Source organism: Burkholderia cenocepacia, from assembly GCF_900446215.1.
GTDB classification, from domain to species: domain Bacteria; phylum Pseudomonadota; class Gammaproteobacteria; order Burkholderiales; family Burkholderiaceae; genus Burkholderia; species Burkholderia cenocepacia.
This window is the reverse complement of sequence record NZ_UAQZ01000012.1, coordinates 795,145-811,150: the sequence shown is the minus strand read 5'-3', so window position 1 is coordinate 811,150 and position 16,006 is coordinate 795,145. Positions and strand designations below refer to the sequence as shown.

The following is a 16,006-nucleotide window of genomic DNA, read 5'->3' as shown; positions in this document are numbered from 1 at the left end:
GGACGCGACCGGCTTGCCGCCGGCAAAACGCGCCAGAAAAGAAATGGCCGCTTGCGCTCGCGCGCAAACGGCCATTATCGCACTGTCGTCAGGCTCCCGCCAAACCCGGCCGAACGGCCGGGGGCGCGCCCGGACAGCTTACTTGCCCGGCTTGACTGCTGCGACTTCCTTGTCAGCCTGCGTACGCGTTGCCTGGATCGCTTGCGGCATGTACTTCTGCATCAGGCCGTTGACCACGTCGCGACCGACCTGATCCTGAACCTGGATGAACTTGCGGCCCGTCGGGCTCTTGTAGAACGTCGTCAGATCCTTGATCTCCGACGTGCTGTAGTACTTCGCGTACGCGTCGTACTGAGCCGACATCGCGTCGCTCTGGAACTGTTGCGTGCCGAACACCTTGCCTGCGCCGTCGACCAGCTTCGGCACCGCGTTCTTCTGCAGCGTCGGAACGGCAGCCTGCTTCTGCTTGTCGTTCAGCGTCTTGTTTTCCGACAGCGCGTCCGACAGGATCGCCGGCACGAGTTGCTTGGCCTGCATTTCGGCGCTGTTGCCGATTGCCGACACGAGCTTCGGCGCGTCGATCGCGTCGAGCAGATCCTTGATCGCCGCCTTCTTGTCGGCGTCGATCGGCGCAGCTGCCGCCGGTGCAGCCGGTGCGGAATTCGACAGCGCCTGCGCCATCGCGAACGTCGGCACCAGTGCAGCCAGCAGGACCAGTTGCTTGAATTGCTTTTGCATCATCACTCCCTTTTGGAAATATGAATGGTTGCTCGCCGGCCGCGGCGCTTTTCGCCCGCGGCGGCCAGAGTCTCATCCGTTCTTCAGGCTTCGCCGTCCGACGCCTCGTCGGCCTCGCCCTCTCCCTCTTCGGCCTCGGCGATCTGCTGCAGGCCAGAGAGCTTGGTACCCTCATCGAGACTGATGAGTGTAACACCTTGCGTGGCGCGCCCCATCTCGCGAATCTCGGATACGCGGGTGCGAATCAACACGCCGGCCGTCGTGATCAGCATGATCTGATCCTCGGCGTCGACGAGCGTTGCAGCCACGACCTTGCCGTTGCGCTCGGACGTCTGGATCGCGATCATACCCTTCGTGCCGCGGCCATGGCGCGTGTACTCGGTGATCGGCGTGCGTTTGCCGTAGCCGTTTTCGGTAGCGGTGAGCACGGTCTGCTCCTCGCTGCCCGCGACCAGCAGCGCGATGACCTGCTGCCCGTCCTCGAGCTGCATGCCGCGCACGCCTCGCGCCTCGCGCCCCATCGGGCGCACGTCGTTCTCGTCGAAACGCACGGCCTTGCCGGAGTCCGAGAACAGCATCACGTCGTGCGCACCGTCGGTGATCGACGCGCCGATCAGGTAGTCGCCCTCGTCGAGGCCGACCGCGATGATGCCCTTCTTCATCGGGCGGCTGAACGCTTCGAGCGGCGTCTTCTTCACGGTGCCGAGCGACGTCGCCATGAAGATGAACTTGTCGGCCGAGAATTCCTTGACCGGCAGCACGACGTTGATCTTCTCGCCTTCCTGCAGCGGGAACATGTTGACGATCGGACGGCCGCGCGAGTTGCGCGAGCCTTGCGGCACCTCATAGACCTTGACCCAGTACACGCGGCCGCGGTTCGAGAAGCACAGGATGTAGTCGTGCGTGTTCGCGATGAACAGCGTCTCGATCCAGTCGTCTTCCTTCATCTGCGTCGCCTGCTTGCCGCGACCGCCGCGCTTCTGCGCGCGGTACTCGGACAGCGGCTGCGACTTCACGTAGCCCGCATGCGACATCGTGACGACCATGTCCTGCGGCGTGATCAGATCCTCGGTGTTCAGCTCGGTCGCGTTCAGCTCGATCCTCGAGCGGCGCGCGTCGCCGAATTCGGCCTTCACCGCGGTCAGCTCCTCGCCGATCATCGTCGTGATCCGCTCGGGGCGCGCGAGGATGTCCAGCAGGTCGGCGATCTGCGCCATCACGTCGCGGTACTCGCCGATGATCTTGTCCTGCTCGAGGCCGGTCAGGCGCTGCAGGCGCATCTGCAGGATTTCCTGCGCCTGCGTGTCGGACAGGCGGTACAGCCCGTCGGCCTGCATCCCGAACGCCGGGTTCAGGCCTTCCGGACGGTACGCGGAACGGCCGCCGGCCGCCGCGTTCTCGCTCTCGGCGCGCGTCAGCATCTCGCGCACGAGTGACGAATCCCACGGCTTGGCCATCAGTTCCTGCTTCGCGATCGGCGGCGTCGGCGCGGCCTTGATGATCGCGATGAACTCGTCGATGTTCGCGAGCGCGACCGCGAGACCTTCGAGCACGTGGCCGCGTTCGCGGGCCTTGCGCAGTTCGTAGATCGTGCGGCGCGTCAGCACTTCGCGTCGGTGCGACAGGAAGCACTGCAGGATTTCCTTCAGGTTCAGCAGCTTCGGCTGACCGTCGACCAGCGCGACCATGTTCATGCCGAACGTGTCCTGCAGCTGCGTCGCCTTGTACAGGTTGTTCAGCACCACTTCCGGCACTTCGCCGCGCTTGAGCTCGATCACGACACGCATGCCGCTCTTGTCGGACTCGTCGCGGATGTCGGAAATGCCTTCGAGCTTCTTCTCGTTGACGAGCTCGGCGATCCGCTCGAGCAGCGAGCGCTTGTTCACCTGGTACGGCAGCTCGTCGACGATGATCGCCATCCGCTGGCCGCGGTCGATCTCCTCGAAGTGCGTGGCCGCGCGCATCACGACGCGGCCGCGCCCGGTGCGGTAGCCGTCGCGCACGCCGGCGACGCCGTAGATGATGCCGGCCGTCGGGAAGTCCGGCGCCGGGATGATCTCGATCAGCTCGTCGATCGTCGCTTCCGGGTTGCCCAGCAGGTGCTGGCACGCGTCGACGACTTCGTTCAGGTTGTGCGGCGGGATGTTGGTCGCCATGCCGACCGCGATGCCCGACGAGCCGTTGATCAGCAGGTTCGGGATGCGCGACGGCAGGACCGACGGCTGCATTTCGTTGCCGTCGTAGTTCGGCTCGAAATCGACCGTTTCCTTGTCGATGTCGGCGAGCAGCTCGTGACCGATCTTCGCCATGCGAATTTCGGTGTAACGCATCGCCGCGGCATTGTCGCCGTCGATCGAGCCGAAGTTGCCCTGCCCGTCGATCAGCATGTAGCGCAGCGAGAAATCCTGCGCCATCCGCACGATCGTGTCGTAGACCGCGGTATCGCCGTGAGGGTGGTATTTACCGATCACGTCACCGACGATACGCGCCGACTTCTTGTACGCACGGTTCCAGTCGTTGTTCAGTTCGTGCATCGCGAACAACACGCGCCGGTGCACGGGCTTCAGGCCATCGCGGACATCAGGGAGGGCACGTCCGACGATCACGCTCATCGCGTAATCGAGATACGAACGGCGCATTTCCTCCTCTAGGGAGGTGGGCAGGGTCTCTTTGGCGAATTGATCCATGTATCCGTATCGTTTCGGAGCGAAGACGGCGAACGCCTTTCGCGTGGGCGCTGCATGCGCAACGCAACGCGAGATTCTAACATGCGCCCATCAGCCGCCAATTCGCCTTCCCCTCTATATATAAATAGTAAAAATCGCGGCCGCGACGAATCGGCCGCAATCGCATCGCACCCACGCGTGGGCGACTCGGCGTGTGCGACTCGACGTCGCAGGCGATCGCATCACCGTGTTTCACGCACACGAGTAAACAACTGCACGCATTCGCGCAATTTCGCCGCCCCACTCTTGACAATCTCTAAAAGTTACGGCAGGCCGGTGTTGCGCATGCACCACAAAGTTGAAGCGATCTTGGGGTGGGGAGGATTTTTTTTCGTAGGAAGGGAACGATATGGCAAAATGCCAACGCACTGAAAGTTAGACGCTGCTCGAAGTCTACACAGAGCGGTGCCGCGTTTTTTGTGCCGCACCAATGTTATACTTCGAGCAATGTATGACTTGTCACCGTCAACAGGCTCGCAGTAAACCTGCGGTAATCTCAATTTCGAGAGGAGAAATATGAATAAACTTTCAAAGCTCGCGTTCATTGCAGCTACCGCAGTTATGGCTGCATCCGCTTCGGCACAGTCGGTGCCGGCGTCGCGTCAAGCCGTCAATGACAACTGGGTGAACGGCACGGGCGAATGGGTGTGGATGAACGGCACGAACGAGCTCTGCTGGCGCGATGCGTTCTGGACGCCGGCCACCGCCAACGCGAAGTGCGATGGCGCACTGGTCGCCCAGGCACCGCAGCCGCCGGTCGCTCCGGTCGCTCCGGCCATCACGAGCCAGAAGATCACGTATCAAGCTGACGCACTGTTCGACTTCGACAAGGCAACGCTCAAGCCGCTGGGCAAGCAAAAGCTGGACGAACTGGCTTCGAAGATCGAAGGCATGAACACGGAAGTGGTCGTCGCAACGGGCTACACGGACCGCATCGGTTCGGACAAGTACAACGACCGTCTGTCGCTGCGCCGTGCGCAAGCCGTGAAGTCGTACCTGGTCAGCAAGGGTGTGCCGGCCAACAAGATCTACACGGAAGGCAAGGGCAAGCGCAACCCGGTTACGACTGGCTGCAACCAGAAGAACCGCAAGCAACTCATCGCCTGCCTCGCACCGGACCGCCGCGTGGAAGTCGAAGTGGTTGGTACGCAGCAAGTGCAGAAGACGACCGTTCCGGCAAACTAAGCCGCGGTTTTCGACTGCTTCAAAGCCCCGCTCCGGCGGGGCTTTTTCATTGACGCCCGTCCAGGCGCTCGCTGGCCTCGTGGTCCGCCCGCTTATATACTCGGGGCTGACGCACCGAAGCACCGCCCTCCTCTCGTAGCCCGTTTGCCGACATGACCAACGCCGATCCGCACGAACTCCAGAAATTCAGCGACCTCGCCCACCGTTGGTGGGATCCGAATGCCGAATTCAAACCGCTGCACGACCTGAACCCGGTCCGGCTCGGCTGGATCGACGCGCATGCGCATCTGGCCGGCAAGCGCGCACTCGACATCGGCTGCGGCGGCGGCATCCTGTCCGAATCGATGGCCGGGCTCGGCGCCCAGGTGAAAGGCATCGACCTGTCGACCGAAGCGCTCGGCGTGGCCGACCTGCACAGCCTCGAAAGCGGCATTTCGGTCGATTACGAGGCGATCGCCGCCGAAGCGATCGCCGCGCGCGAACCGGGTACCTACGACGTCGTCACCTGCATGGAAATGCTCGAGCACGTGCCGTCGCCGGGCGATGTCGTGGCTGCGTGCGCGACGCTCGTGAAGCCGGGCGGCTGGGTGTTCTTCTCGACGCTGAACCGCAACCTGAAGTCCTATCTGTTCGCCGTGATCGGCGCCGAGTACATCGCGCAAATGCTGCCGAAGGGCACGCACGATTACGCGCGCTTCATCCGCCCGTCGGAGCTGGCCGGCTTCGTGCGTGCGACGGATCTGCACATCGTCGAGATCAAGGGCATCACGTATCACCCGATCGGCAAGCGCTTCGCGCTGTCGAACGACACCGACATCAACTACCTCGTCGCGTGCCGCCGCGGCGCGTGACTCCCCGACCGGCATGACGACTCCCCTTTCGACCGTGCGGATCGCCGACGAACCGCGCCTGCTGCACTGCGATGCGGTCCTGTTCGACCTGGACGGCACGCTCGCCGACACGGCGCCCGATCTCGCGGCAGCCGTCAACAAGATGCAGCGCGAACGCGGCCTGCCCGAAACGTCGCTCGACGTGTTGCGGCCGCTGGCCTCGGCCGGCGCGCGCGGGCTGCTCGGCGGCGCGTTCGGTATCGACCCGCACACGCCGGGCTACGACGCGATGCGCGACGAGTTCCTCGCCAACTACGCGACCGATCTGTGCGTGCATACCACGCTGTTCCCGGGTATCGGCGACGTGCTCGACGAACTCGATGCGCGCGGCGTGCGCTGGGGCATCGTCACGAACAAGGCGATGCGGCTCACGGCACCGCTCGTCGAGCTGCTCGGCCTCGCGTCGCGCGCCGCATGCGTCGTCGGGGGCGACACAACGCCGCACTCGAAGCCGCATCCGGCCCCGCTGCTGCATGCAGCCGGCCAGCTGACGCTCGCGCCCGCGCGCATCGTCTACGTCGGCGACGACCTGCGCGACATTCAGGCCGGCAGCGCCGCCGGCATGGCCACGGTCGCGGCCGCATACGGCTATTGCGGCGACGGTATCGCGCCGACCGACTGGCAGGCCCAGCACCTCGTCGACACGACGCAGGAACTGCGGGACCTGCTGCGCGATGTTGGGCTATAATGTTTGATCTTATCCGCGGGGGCGACCTGGTTTCGACAGGGGTTGTGAAGCGGCTAGGGCATGTCGAGGACCCGTCACCTCGTTAATCAATGGGAAAATCGTAACTGCAAACGACGATACGTTCGCACTGGCAGCCTAAGGGCCGCCGTCCTCTGCCTAGTTCACTGACGGGCTAGTGTCGCAAGACCGGTAGCAATACCGACAGAGGTCATTTACGTCAGTTAAGCCCTGTCGGCGTCGCGACGCCAGGGTCGAAAATCTAGCGAATCGCCGTAGTGCAGCGTGTTCGTCCGCGTCGCTGCGGTTAAATCAAAAGACTGGACTAAACATGTAGAACTAGTCGTGGAGCGCTTCTGGACGCGGGTTCGATTCCCGCCGCCTCCACCAAATTCCCGCCAAAGCTTTACCAGTGACAGCAAGAAACCCGTGACAGCTCAAGGCTTCGCGGGTTTTTTACTTCCAGCAACGCCAAAGTTTCACCATCGACAGCCGGGGGTATTTGGGGGTATTTTCGGGGGTATCAGACATACCCCCGTGCACAGATACCCCCATGCCACTGACCGACACGACCATCCGCAACACGAAGCCGGCCGAGAAGCCCGTGAAGCTGTTCGACGGCGGTGGCCTGTTTCTGTTGGTCACGCCGGCCGGACAGCGCTATTGGCGACTCAAGTACCGCGCTGCCGGTAAAGAGAAACTTCTGGCGCTCGGCGTCTATCCTGACGTGACGCTAGCGGCGGCGCGCCGTAAGCGCGACGAGGCCCGGGAAAAGCTGGCCGCTGGCATCGATCCAGGCGAGGCAAAAAAGGCCGAAAAGCGTACGGCCAGGCTGAGTGCCGAAAATTCGTTCGAGGCTGTCGCGCGCGAGTGGCATATCAAGTATGCGCCCACCTGGTCGGAAAGCCACGGCTCGCGAATCCTGCGCCGCCTAGAGGTAGACGCCTTTCCGTGGATTGGCAGCAAGCCCATTGCTGAGCTCGCCCCACCAGACGTGCTCGAAGTGCTGCGCCGGGTGGAAAAGCGCGGCGCACTCGAGACGGCGCATCGCCTGCACGCGAACGTCAGCCAGGTGTGTCGCTATGCTGTCGCGACCGGCCGCGCCCAACGAGACGTGACGGCCGATCTCCGCGGAGCCCTTCCGCCAGTGCAACAAGAACACATGGCAGCGGTCACCGACCCGAAACAGGTCGCCGAGCTGCTGCGCTCCATAGACGGCTATCAGGGCACATTCCCCGTGCTGTGCGCGTTGCGCCTCTTCCCACTGCTCTTCCAGCGTCCCGGTGAGCTGCGCGCCGCCGAGTGGTCCGAGTTCGACCTAGACGCAAGCACGTGGGAAATTCCGAGCGAGCGGATGAAGCGCACCAAGCAAGGCAAAGCGTCCGGCGGCGCGCACATCGTCCCACTGTCGGCACAAGCGGTCGCTATCCTGCGCGATCTGCACGCCTTGACGGGCAACAGCCGGTTCCTGTTTCCGAGTGTGCGGACGAAGGACCGCCCCATGTCCGACAACACCATCAACGGTGCGCTGCGCCGGCTCGGCTACGATGGCGACACGATGACCGGTCACGGCTTCAGGGCGATGGCTCGAACGATTCTCGATGAAGTGCTCGGCGTGCCGGTTGCGATTGTGGAGGCACAACTGGCGCACGCCGTGAAGGATCCACTCGGCCGTGCGTATAACCGCACCGCTCACCTGCCCCAGCGCCGCGAGATGATGCAGCGCTGGGCCGACTACCTCGACCAGCTCAAGGCAGGTGCCGAAATCATCCCCATCACGGCCGCGATGGGCAAATGACGTCGGACAGCCTGATATGGCTGCATGACTCTTCTCTAACGTCGGAGAGATCGGCTGGGCTGCGTGACAAATCCTAGCGCCGCGATGCATGGATCGCGCTATGACCGCGGCTCGCAAGCGAAGGCACAACGGCATACGTCAGCGTCGCACGTTGGTAGCGGCAGCTCAGGAGCCTCCTCGAGCGGCAACCTTCGGCGCAGCCGTTTCGCCGCGGCGCACGCGTCGGGATCGCCCAACGGCTCGATTGTCACGAGGCCCCCGCCGGCTTTCCGGAAGCGTGTCAGGGCTCGGCGGCGCGACACCTCGAAAGACACTGCGTCCAGAATCTGTGCCAGCGCCGATTTCGGTTCGATAGTCGGCAACACTTCCGGCCGGAAAAATTCGACAAACTCGCGTGTGTATTTCATCCGCGTATTCAGGCCCAGCGCACGTTTCTCCCCGACGGAAAGCGGCTCGTCGCCTTGCGTAGCGCCGGCGATGCTGGTTCGCTGAAACAAACCGATGTTGCCGCGCAACTTGGTCATCAACTCTGGAATTTTTCCGGGTACGACGAGGCCGGACGCCTCGATTCGGGACTGGAGTAACCGAGTCACTTCGTCGGCGTCGTCCCGCGCCTCCCGAACCATCTCTGCATCAGGCTCGATCGCTACCGGATTGGAGCGCGCCGCCGGCATCTCACGAGGGGCTTCCTTGCCTCCACCGAAAATCCATCTGAGCAGTCCCATGTGCCTCCCCCGCCCGGCCAATCCGGGATCGCTCAGTATCGCAAAAGCAGGCCGCGCGCGCACGGCTAACACAATCGATGTGCAACAAGTGCAACGCGTGCAACACGACGATCAGCAAAGGAGCGCAGGTGTTGCACGTCGGCTCGATCGCGTGCAACCGGTGCAACAGCAGCGCGCGACCCTGTACAAAAAAACAGTACAGAGAATTACAATGTCCGGCAATCTTTGCCAATTGTAGGCAACAGACCGTTCAAACCGCGCCTAGGGTAGCTCCCGAAACCCCGGTCCCTTGCCGGGTTGGCGCGGTTCCCACACAGGGGGCTTTGCGTGAAGGGACGCAATGGGTATCAAAGAGGACCTTGCCGAGCGTAAGGCCGGCTTCGTCAGTTTGCGCGCGCTGCTGGAAGACATATGCGCCCATGAGAACGTGACGCTTCAGGAGGCCGCAACTTGGCTTTCCGAGAAGCTGGCTCCGCTGGATGAAGACGATTCGCCGACATGGCATGAATTTGAGCCGGGAAGAGGCGTTCACGGTATTACCGGATCGCGCTCGACGACCGCGTGGCGCGCGCTTCAACACATCGTCCGCGAAGGAAAATTCGCAACATCATGGGAGCTCAATCCTGATGACATTCCGTTCTAGCGAGTACGACCAGCTTGGCTTCAAGGCTGACGAGATTTATCCGTTTCTCGAGCGACACGGGGTTAAGTTGCCGCGCCAGGGAGGCGTAAGTGCACCGACGGATGAGCGGCCGGCCCAACGAGAATTTCCCGGTTGGAAACGCGTGATGAGCGTCCTTCCGTACTTGTCGTTGAGCGAAGCGGCACACGCCTTTGCCGACGTAGACCCGCACGCTTCCGGATACAAATCCGACGACGAAGAGGCGGAAATTCATAGATGGCGCACCGTGCTTTCCCGCGCGCTCTACGCCACCGATTCCGGCGATCGCCTTGAGGCTGAATCGGAAGGGGGAGACACGCCTGATTGGTACATCAAGCCGGCAAATCTAGCGGCGTGGTGCGCAAGGAAAGGACTCGAGTGTCCGCTGCCGGCCTCCACTGCTCTGCCCTCCACCTGTTTCGAATCGCTTGACCACTTGCGCGCCATAGAGACCGAGCGAGATGCAAAACGAGCAGAGAACGATCGCCTTCGTACGGAGATTGCACGCCTCTCCGAACGCATCGTCGGAAAAAATCGTGAAATCGCCAGCCTCGAACGCACAATCGTACGAAATTCTCTGTTGGCGTCAGCGCGTCAAGAGGATCTGGAACGACGACTGGCTGACGCGACGGCGATGCGCTCGAATCATCCGCCCAGACTAGACCAAACATCGGGCGGCTCCATGTCACGAGAAATCGACGAACTCAAAGCACTCGTGCCCCCACAGCCGATGTGGCTCATGGAAATATCAATCGCAGTCCAGAGGCGCTACTGGGGTGATAACTGGAAAGCCGATGACCGCGACACATGGGCATCGCAAGCCGACATTCTCGAATGGCTCAAGCAGACTTACCCTACCTTGAGCGAAGCGCAGCGAAAGGCGGTGGAACTGGTCGCCTGCCCCGTTGACCGTAATCCTGCCGCCAAAAGACAACCCTGATGGGTGGGTGTGCGTACCCTGAGGGTCACAGTCATCAATGCAAGAACCATTAGGGAGAAAATCCTTATCCCACAAGGCTGCGAACAACCCTGAGGGTTCGGCGATCCGCCGACCCTGAACCTTCAGGGTATTGCCCTGAGGGTAGCGTCGTCGCTTTCAATGCAGCCATTGCAAACAACGCCCAACCGGGCAAAGGAACTGCAATGGCAAGCAATGCCGCAACCGCGCAGCCAGCCGGCGGCGCACCTCTTCCCGTTCCCTCGGCGCTCCCGGCCGATGGCTTCACGCGCTGGAACGACCTGAAAGCCTTCGTGCCCTTCTCGCGCGAGACGCTGCGAAAACGTGAGCTCGAAGGCCGCTTTCCGCGCCGCCAGCACCTGTCCCAACGCTGCGCAGCATGGCCGAATCGCGAACTGCATCGTTGGTTCGCGGATCCCAGCGGCTACCGCGCGGAGGGTTGATTGATGGCAACGACCCTCCAAAAGAAAAAGGGCCGCACTCCCGCGAAGAGTGCAGCCCCGACGACCCGCGCTGATGATAACAGGGCGGTGCGCTTCCTGAGCGTCGAGTTCGACGGCGAGCCGGTGCAGTTCACAGCCGACGACTGGATCAACGGCACTCAGGTCGCTGAACGCTTCGGCAAGCGGTTGCGAAACTGGCTGCGCCTCGCTGAAACGAAGGCATACATGCGCGCCTTGGCCGCTGCTATAAATAGCTCAGATGTGAGCGGTTTAATCCGCCGTCAGCCAGGCCGTGCCGGTTACACGCTCCTGCACCCGAAGCTCGCCGTGGCGCTGGCCCGCTGGTGCGACGTGGAGTTCGCCGTCTGGTGCGATCTGCAGATCGACCACATCCTGCGCGGCGGAGTCAGTCTCTGGTGCAAGGCTACTGCCGAGCGTAGCGATACGACCGACCGCGAACCCCTGCTGACCGCCGCCGCCGCGATCGTCGCCCGGCATCGCCTCCCGTTCGGCCCCGTGTACGAAGCGCTCGACCTGTTCGTCGGCGTCGCCCATGCGCGCGAAATGACGTGCGAGCAGGTCGCGCAGGCAACCGAGTTCGGTAAGCGCCTGCTCTCGGGCAATGCGACGCCGGAGGATTTTGCCGCCATCGAGCGCAACCGCGCCCAGCTCGGCAAGGCAACGACGCAACTCCCGCTGATCGGAGGTGCGGCATGAACGCGCGTCAGCACGCCCTTTCCCTGATCCTCGCCCGTCTGCCCGGCAACGATGCCGGCACGCAGCGCGCCCGGATGCTAGCCGCGATGCGCGAGCTTGGCAGTATCACGACCTTCGAAGCCATGCGATTCCTTGACGTGTTCGACCCGCGGCCGCGCATCCACGAACTGCGCCATCGGCACGGCCATCACATCACGACCGCCATGCGCGCCGAACAGACCGAATCCGGCGTCCTGCATCGCGTCGGCGTCTACTTCCTGTCATCGGGCGGAGGTGGAACATGCTGAACGTTGCCGGTACTTGTAAACCTCTGGCGATCCGCTATACTGGCTTTGCGTCCGAGACAACGGGCGCCGGGCGTGGAAACCCGTGGACCATAGGCGGACGAACCGCCGCACACGCGGCTATTTTTTCGTTTGCGCGCTTCTGCACGCCAGTTTTCTATGGCGGGCCGGGCGAGGGCCAGCTTCGGCTGGGCCGGTTTCCTATGGGCCGGTTTTCCACCCCTTGCCGTCGGGCCCGCCACCCCTCACGTGGAAATGAGCGGCGGGCCTCCATTCAGACCATAGGAGGCCGCTTCATGCGCCAGCTTCAACACGCCCATGCTCCGGGCATCACGTACCGCTCCCAGACCCCGAATAGCGCTGCTGTCCTCGAGATCGTGTCGGCAACTCTGCGCGCCGCCGCGCTCGCGCCGACCGTCGATGCTGCGCTCGACACCTGCGGCGACGCCCTCGCCCGCGTGGCTGACCTTGCTCGTGCGGAGGTGCGCCATGGCTGACAAGATCACGACGCTCGATGACGCCCTGAGCGACAGTATCGATAGCGCCAGCTGTTCCAAGGAAGGTTTCGAGCAGCTCGCGAAGATCCTCGAAGCGATCGAGCACGTTGCAGGCCTCACCTGCTCCCCGCACCTCCAAACCATCGCCCAAGCCGGCATAGAAACGGCCGAGCGAGCCTATAGCGATCACCGCCGGTTCGAAAATGCCCGCGGGGAGGTGTTGCATGGCTGATTTCCGCTGCCGACCAGGCGATCTGGCCCGCGTCGTCCATTCGACCAATCCCTCCCTCATCGGTCGAATCACCATCGTTGAGAGGCTTCGCTCGGACACTCGGTGGAACGTCACGTTGCTCGGCGATCCCGCCTTTGGTTTCGCGCGCAACGGAGCGCCCGTCATCACCAACAATTTCGCGTTCCGCGACTCGTCGCTGGTGCCGCTGCGTGGCGAAGAGCCAGAATCGACGGAACAAACGCGCGAGGTGTCCCATGACCATGCGTAAGACCACCTCCCCCGATTTGCCGAACACCAGCGTCGAACTGCAATGGCTCGGCGATTCGCTGCTGGCCGACCCGCTACCGGTCGCCTCCAAGTTGGCAGCCGAGACGGGCGCATTGTTTCCCTTTCGTTGCGGGACACGCTGGCGTGCGCCGACCGCGTCGACACATTGGGATTGGTCCGTATCGTGTCAGCGCTGGAACACAAAAGCGCTAACGGCTCCCTTCTCGTCGACGACCTGGCCGCATGGCGCGCCGACCGTGAGCGTGTCATTGCACTGCTATCGGCACGCAAGGCACGTGTGTCTTTGCGTAGAAATCACGATGAGGACTACTTACCTGAGGAATCTGCATGAGCGCTGTCTATGACGAGCAACAGCGTGTCGAAGCCGCACTCGCCTGTATCCCGCCGGATGTGTCGCGCGAGACGTGGTATCGCATCGCCGCCGCTCTCAAACATGAAATGGGCGATGCTGGTTTCGATCTGTTCGACGGATGGAGCCGCGGCCATGACGGCTACGCAGCGTCCGACGCGCGCGACACGTGGCGCTCGCTCAGCACGTCGGGCGGCATCACGATAGGTACGTTGTTCCACATCGCCGAGCAACACGGTTTCAACACTCGCGCGCACCGACCGACGCCGGCCGATCCTGCCGAGCTGGAGCGGCGGCGCGCAGCACGTCAGGCCCGCGATGACGCCGAAACGCAAAAACGCGAGCTGGCCCGGAACAACGCGGCCGCGCTCTCTCTGACGCTCTGGATGAAATCGGAAGCCGCACGCGACGACCATCCCTATCTGATGCGTAAAGGCCTGTCCGCGCCGCCCACCCTGCACGAAATCGACGCCGACAAGCTGGCGCGGTTGCTGAACTACACGCCCAAGGCGAACGGCGAGCCGCTTAGCGGCCGGGTGCTGCTGGCTCGCATCCACATCGGCTCGATGCTCACCAGTCTCGAGCTAATCGATGAGGCAGGGCGGAAATCGGCATTGGCTGGCGGCGCAAAATCGGGCGGTTGGTGGGCCGTTACGCCGCTCCCGGCATCGATCGACCGGCTGCTGATCGCCGAGGGCGTGGCAACCACCCTGTCCGCGCACGTCGCGACCGGCATCGCCGCCGTTGCGGCGCTCTCGTGCGGCAATCTCAAGAAGGTTTCGGAGGCAATGAGGCAACAACACCCCCATGCGGAAATCGTAGTTCTGGCAGACCTCGGTAACGGGGAGCAGGATGCCGAGCGCGCCGCGCTAGCGGTCGGTGGCAAGCTGGCCCGCCCCGACTTCGGCGATGCGCGACCAGACGACGCTACCGACTTCAACGACCTGCACGTGATGCGCGGCGCGGATGCCGTACGCGCGTGCATCGACGCTGCGCAAGCGCCGGCCACTGAGCCGACCGCCGCGGCGAACCTGATAAAACCTGATGCCGGCGACGATCTGACGTTTCCCGGACTTGACGAGCGCCCGTGCTGGCGTGTGTATGTCGCCTGGATTGTGGTGAGTGGAAACAGGATCAAGCCGGGCGTCTACTGGCACGGTGTGAAGCCGGGCCGGGGTGACGCGCCGCCGGAGCTGATCGACAAGTGGATCTGTTCGCCGATGAAGGTCCACGCCGTGACACGCAACCGGGAGGATGCCGAGTATGGCCGCCTGCTGGAAATCCTGTCCCCTGCCGGCCACTGGAAGAAATGGGCGATGCCCATGTCGATGCTGGCGGGCGACGGGAGCGAGGCCCGTGCCGTGCTGCTCAGTGAGGGGCTAGTGTACGATCTGCACGACCGCAGCGCGATCCTGCGCTATATCGCCGGGCAGTATCCGAAATTCACGATGCGCGCCGCCAGCGTGACGGGCTGGCACGACGATGCGTTCGTGCTACCCGACACCGTGATCGGCGCGGACGACATTTGGTTTCAGGCGTCCGGCCGCGTGGCCCCCTACGCCACGGCTGGCACGTTCGAGGGATGGCGCGAGCTGGCAGCACTGGCGGTCGACAACCCTCTGTTGATGCTCGCCATGTCGGCAGCAATGGCCGGCCCCCTGCTCGGCCCGCTGAACATCGACGGCGGCGGCGCGCACCTCTACGGCGACTCGTCGTGCGGCAAGACAACCGCCTTGCTGGCTGGTATCAGCGTATGGGGCGGCGCGTCGTTCAAGCGCACCTGGCGGGCGACGGCGAACGGTCTTGAGGGTGCCGGCTCCCTGCACTCCGACACGCTGCTCGCACTGGATGAGCTTGGCGAGATCGACCCGCGCAACCTGTACGAATCCGCGTATGCGCTCGTCAACGGCATGGGAAAAACGCGGGCCAACCGGCACGGCGAGGCACGGCAGCCGGCCCGCTGGCGCGTGTTCCTGCTGTCCACGGGCGAACTGACCATCGCGGCCCGCATGAGTGCCGGTGGGATCGAGGCGAAGGCCGGGCAGGAGCTGCGCATCCTCGATATTCCGGTGACGGGTGCCTACGGTCTGTTCGAAACTCTGCACGGTCGAGCATCCGGCGGCCTGCTGTCGGACGACGTGCGCAATCTTGCTGCGAAGCACTACGGCCACGCCGGGCCGCGCTTCATCGAGGCGCTGGTGCGCGAACTGCGCGCTGGCTTCCGCCCGGCCGACGCCCTGCAACCGCTGATCGAGAAATTCGACGCGGCGGAAGGTCAGGAACGCCGGGCGGCGCGTACCTTCGCCGTGTGTGCGCTGGCGGGCGAGATGGCCGTCGCATGGGAAATCGTGCCTTGGGGCTCAGACGAGCCGACGCGCGCCGCCATTCACGCTTTCAACCTCTGGCGTGGCCGGCGTCAGGCCGGCGGCCAGAGCGCCGAACACGCCGCCATCCTACGCGCCGTGTCCGACTTCATCGACCGGCACGCCGACAGCAGGTTTTCGAACATCGAGGGCGGCGCCGACATGATCCGCGACCGGGCTGGTTACTGGAAGCAGGACGGCGAGCGGCGTCTCTATCTGTTCACGTCAGGTGGATTACGCGAGGCAACCAAGGGCCACGACTTCAGCCGGGCGCTGGGCGCATTGGACCAAGCAAAGGCGATCGCAGCACGAGACGCGGGAGACAAGGGGAAGCGCTCCAAAAAAACGCGCATCCCGGGCGGCGACTCGATTTCGCTCTACCACATTGACCGCAGCGTGCTCGGGGAGGATTCGCAGTGACCCGCCATACCTTCAACCAAGGGAACACGGGGAACAGAGGGAACACC

The 16,006-nt window shown here is 63.5% G+C and carries 16 protein-coding genes and 1 other RNA gene; 14 read left to right on the top strand and 3 right to left on the bottom strand.

From position 1 onward, the window contains the following. Nucleotides 1-138: 138 nt before the first annotated feature. Nucleotides 139-738, bottom strand: a complete 600-nt coding sequence (locus tag DTA15_RS21255) for a DUF2059 domain-containing protein (RefSeq protein WP_006486966.1) — start codon at nt 736-738, stop codon at nt 139-141. A gap of 83 nt (nt 739-821) precedes the next feature. Further along, nucleotides 822-3,425: a DNA gyrase subunit A gene (gyrA, locus tag DTA15_RS21250; RefSeq protein ID WP_012492866.1), complete on the bottom strand. Its 2,604-nt coding sequence runs from the start codon at nt 3,423-3,425 to the stop codon at nt 822-824. 555 nt (nt 3,426-3,980) lie between these two features. On the opposite strand from gyrA, the gene ompA reads away from it, so the two are divergent. The 5 genes from ompA to DTA15_RS21225 all read left to right on the top strand — a co-directional run bounded on the left by ompA (nt 3,981) and on the right by DTA15_RS21225 (nt 8,022). Beyond that, nucleotides 3,981-4,649 (top strand): outer membrane protein OmpA, encoded by a 669-nt coding sequence (ompA, locus tag DTA15_RS21245; protein ID WP_006476579.1) that lies wholly within the window; start codon nt 3,981-3,983, stop codon nt 4,647-4,649. A gap of 152 nt (nt 4,650-4,801) precedes the next feature. Then, on the top strand, nt 4,802-5,500 hold the full coding sequence (gene ubiG, locus DTA15_RS21240; protein WP_006486844.1) for a bifunctional 2-polyprenyl-6-hydroxyphenol methylase/3-demethylubiquinol 3-O-methyltransferase UbiG: 699 nt from the start codon (nt 4,802-4,804) through the stop codon (nt 5,498-5,500). Nucleotides 5,501-5,513: 13 nt separating this feature from the next. Next, the gene (gene gph / locus DTA15_RS21235) at nt 5,514-6,227 is read left to right on the top strand and encodes a phosphoglycolate phosphatase (RefSeq protein WP_006486842.1); all 714 of its coding nucleotides are present in this window, start codon (nt 5,514-5,516) and stop codon (nt 6,225-6,227) included. A gap of 17 nt (nt 6,228-6,244) precedes the next feature. Next, nucleotides 6,245-6,614: a transfer-messenger RNA gene (gene ssrA / locus DTA15_RS21230) on the top strand. Between the two features lie 163 nt (nt 6,615-6,777). After that, nucleotides 6,778-8,022 (top strand): tyrosine-type recombinase/integrase, encoded by a 1,245-nt coding sequence (locus DTA15_RS21225; RefSeq protein ID WP_006486943.1) that lies wholly within the window; start codon nt 6,778-6,780, stop codon nt 8,020-8,022. A gap of 98 nt (nt 8,023-8,120) precedes the next feature. On the opposite strand, the gene DTA15_RS21220 is transcribed toward DTA15_RS21225, so the two are convergent. Then, on the bottom strand, nt 8,121-8,747 hold the full coding sequence (locus DTA15_RS21220; protein WP_127837582.1) for a hypothetical protein: 627 nt from the start codon (nt 8,745-8,747) through the stop codon (nt 8,121-8,123). 340 nt (nt 8,748-9,087) lie between these two features. On the opposite strand from DTA15_RS21220, the gene DTA15_RS21215 reads away from it, so the two are divergent. From DTA15_RS21215 to DTA15_RS21185, 9 genes are all read left to right on the top strand, one after another. Next, nucleotides 9,088-9,390 carry a hypothetical protein gene (locus tag DTA15_RS21215; protein ID WP_006486852.1) on the top strand — a complete coding sequence of 101 codons (303 nt, stop codon included), beginning with the start codon at nt 9,088-9,090 and terminating at the stop codon, nt 9,388-9,390. Further along, nucleotides 9,374-10,348: a coiled-coil domain-containing protein gene (locus tag DTA15_RS38345; RefSeq protein WP_012492868.1), complete on the top strand. Its 975-nt coding sequence runs from the start codon at nt 9,374-9,376 to the stop codon at nt 10,346-10,348. Before DTA15_RS21215 ends, DTA15_RS38345 begins: the two co-directional genes overlap by 17 nt. A gap of 203 nt (nt 10,349-10,551) precedes the next feature. Continuing rightward, complete coding sequence (locus DTA15_RS21210; RefSeq protein ID WP_006486977.1) at nt 10,552-10,809, top strand: helix-turn-helix transcriptional regulator; 258 nt, start codon at nt 10,552-10,554, stop codon at nt 10,807-10,809. A gap of 3 nt (nt 10,810-10,812) precedes the next feature. After that, complete coding sequence (locus DTA15_RS21205; RefSeq protein ID WP_012492869.1) at nt 10,813-11,526, top strand: KilA-N domain-containing protein; 714 nt, start codon at nt 10,813-10,815, stop codon at nt 11,524-11,526. Beyond that, nucleotides 11,523-11,813, top strand: coding sequence for a helix-turn-helix domain-containing protein (locus DTA15_RS21200; protein ID WP_006486964.1), 291 nt, complete (start codon nt 11,523-11,525; stop codon nt 11,811-11,813). The genes DTA15_RS21205 and DTA15_RS21200 overlap by 4 nt, the downstream gene beginning before the upstream one ends. Nucleotides 11,814-12,106: 293 nt before the next feature. Beyond that, entirely contained in the window at nt 12,107-12,307 is a 201-nt protein-coding gene (locus DTA15_RS21195; RefSeq protein ID WP_012492870.1) for a hypothetical protein, read from the top strand. After that, entirely contained in the window at nt 12,300-12,539 is a 240-nt protein-coding gene (locus DTA15_RS21190) for a hypothetical protein (RefSeq protein WP_006493726.1), read from the top strand. Before DTA15_RS21195 ends, DTA15_RS21190 begins: the two co-directional genes overlap by 8 nt. Continuing rightward, nucleotides 12,532-12,807, top strand: a complete 276-nt coding sequence (locus tag DTA15_RS38340) for a hypothetical protein (protein WP_012492871.1) — start codon at nt 12,532-12,534, stop codon at nt 12,805-12,807. Before DTA15_RS21190 ends, DTA15_RS38340 begins: the two co-directional genes overlap by 8 nt. Nucleotides 12,808-13,154: 347 nt before the next feature. Continuing rightward, complete coding sequence (locus DTA15_RS21185) at nt 13,155-15,959, top strand: DUF927 domain-containing protein (RefSeq protein WP_006486879.1); 2,805 nt, start codon at nt 13,155-13,157, stop codon at nt 15,957-15,959. Nucleotides 15,960-16,006: the final 47 nt, after the last annotated feature.

Coding starts and splice junctions, on each gene's coding strand:
- DTA15_RS21255 (WP_006486966.1), bottom strand. CDS start 738: ATGCAAAAGCAATTCAAGCAACTGGTCCTGCTGGCTGCACTGGTGCCG.
- gyrA (WP_012492866.1), bottom strand. CDS start 3,425: ATGGATCAATTCGCCAAAGAGACCCTGCCCACCTCCCTAGAGGAGGAA.
- ompA (WP_006476579.1), top strand. CDS start 3,981: ATGAATAAACTTTCAAAGCTCGCGTTCATTGCAGCTACCGCAGTTATG.
- ubiG (WP_006486844.1), top strand. CDS start 4,802: ATGACCAACGCCGATCCGCACGAACTCCAGAAATTCAGCGACCTCGCC.
- gph (WP_006486842.1), top strand. CDS start 5,514: ATGACGACTCCCCTTTCGACCGTGCGGATCGCCGACGAACCGCGCCTG.
- DTA15_RS21225 (WP_006486943.1), top strand. CDS start 6,778: ATGCCACTGACCGACACGACCATCCGCAACACGAAGCCGGCCGAGAAG.
- DTA15_RS21220 (WP_127837582.1), bottom strand. CDS start 8,747: ATGGGACTGCTCAGATGGATTTTCGGTGGAGGCAAGGAAGCCCCTCGT.
- DTA15_RS21215 (WP_006486852.1), top strand. CDS start 9,088: ATGGGTATCAAAGAGGACCTTGCCGAGCGTAAGGCCGGCTTCGTCAGT.
- DTA15_RS38345 (WP_012492868.1), top strand. CDS start 9,374: ATGACATTCCGTTCTAGCGAGTACGACCAGCTTGGCTTCAAGGCTGAC.
- DTA15_RS21210 (WP_006486977.1), top strand. CDS start 10,552: ATGGCAAGCAATGCCGCAACCGCGCAGCCAGCCGGCGGCGCACCTCTT.
- DTA15_RS21205 (WP_012492869.1), top strand. CDS start 10,813: ATGGCAACGACCCTCCAAAAGAAAAAGGGCCGCACTCCCGCGAAGAGT.
- DTA15_RS21200 (WP_006486964.1), top strand. CDS start 11,523: ATGAACGCGCGTCAGCACGCCCTTTCCCTGATCCTCGCCCGTCTGCCC.
- DTA15_RS21195 (WP_012492870.1), top strand. CDS start 12,107: ATGCGCCAGCTTCAACACGCCCATGCTCCGGGCATCACGTACCGCTCC.
- DTA15_RS21190 (WP_006493726.1), top strand. CDS start 12,300: ATGGCTGACAAGATCACGACGCTCGATGACGCCCTGAGCGACAGTATC.
- DTA15_RS38340 (WP_012492871.1), top strand. CDS start 12,532: ATGGCTGATTTCCGCTGCCGACCAGGCGATCTGGCCCGCGTCGTCCAT.
- DTA15_RS21185 (WP_006486879.1), top strand. CDS start 13,155: ATGAGCGCTGTCTATGACGAGCAACAGCGTGTCGAAGCCGCACTCGCC.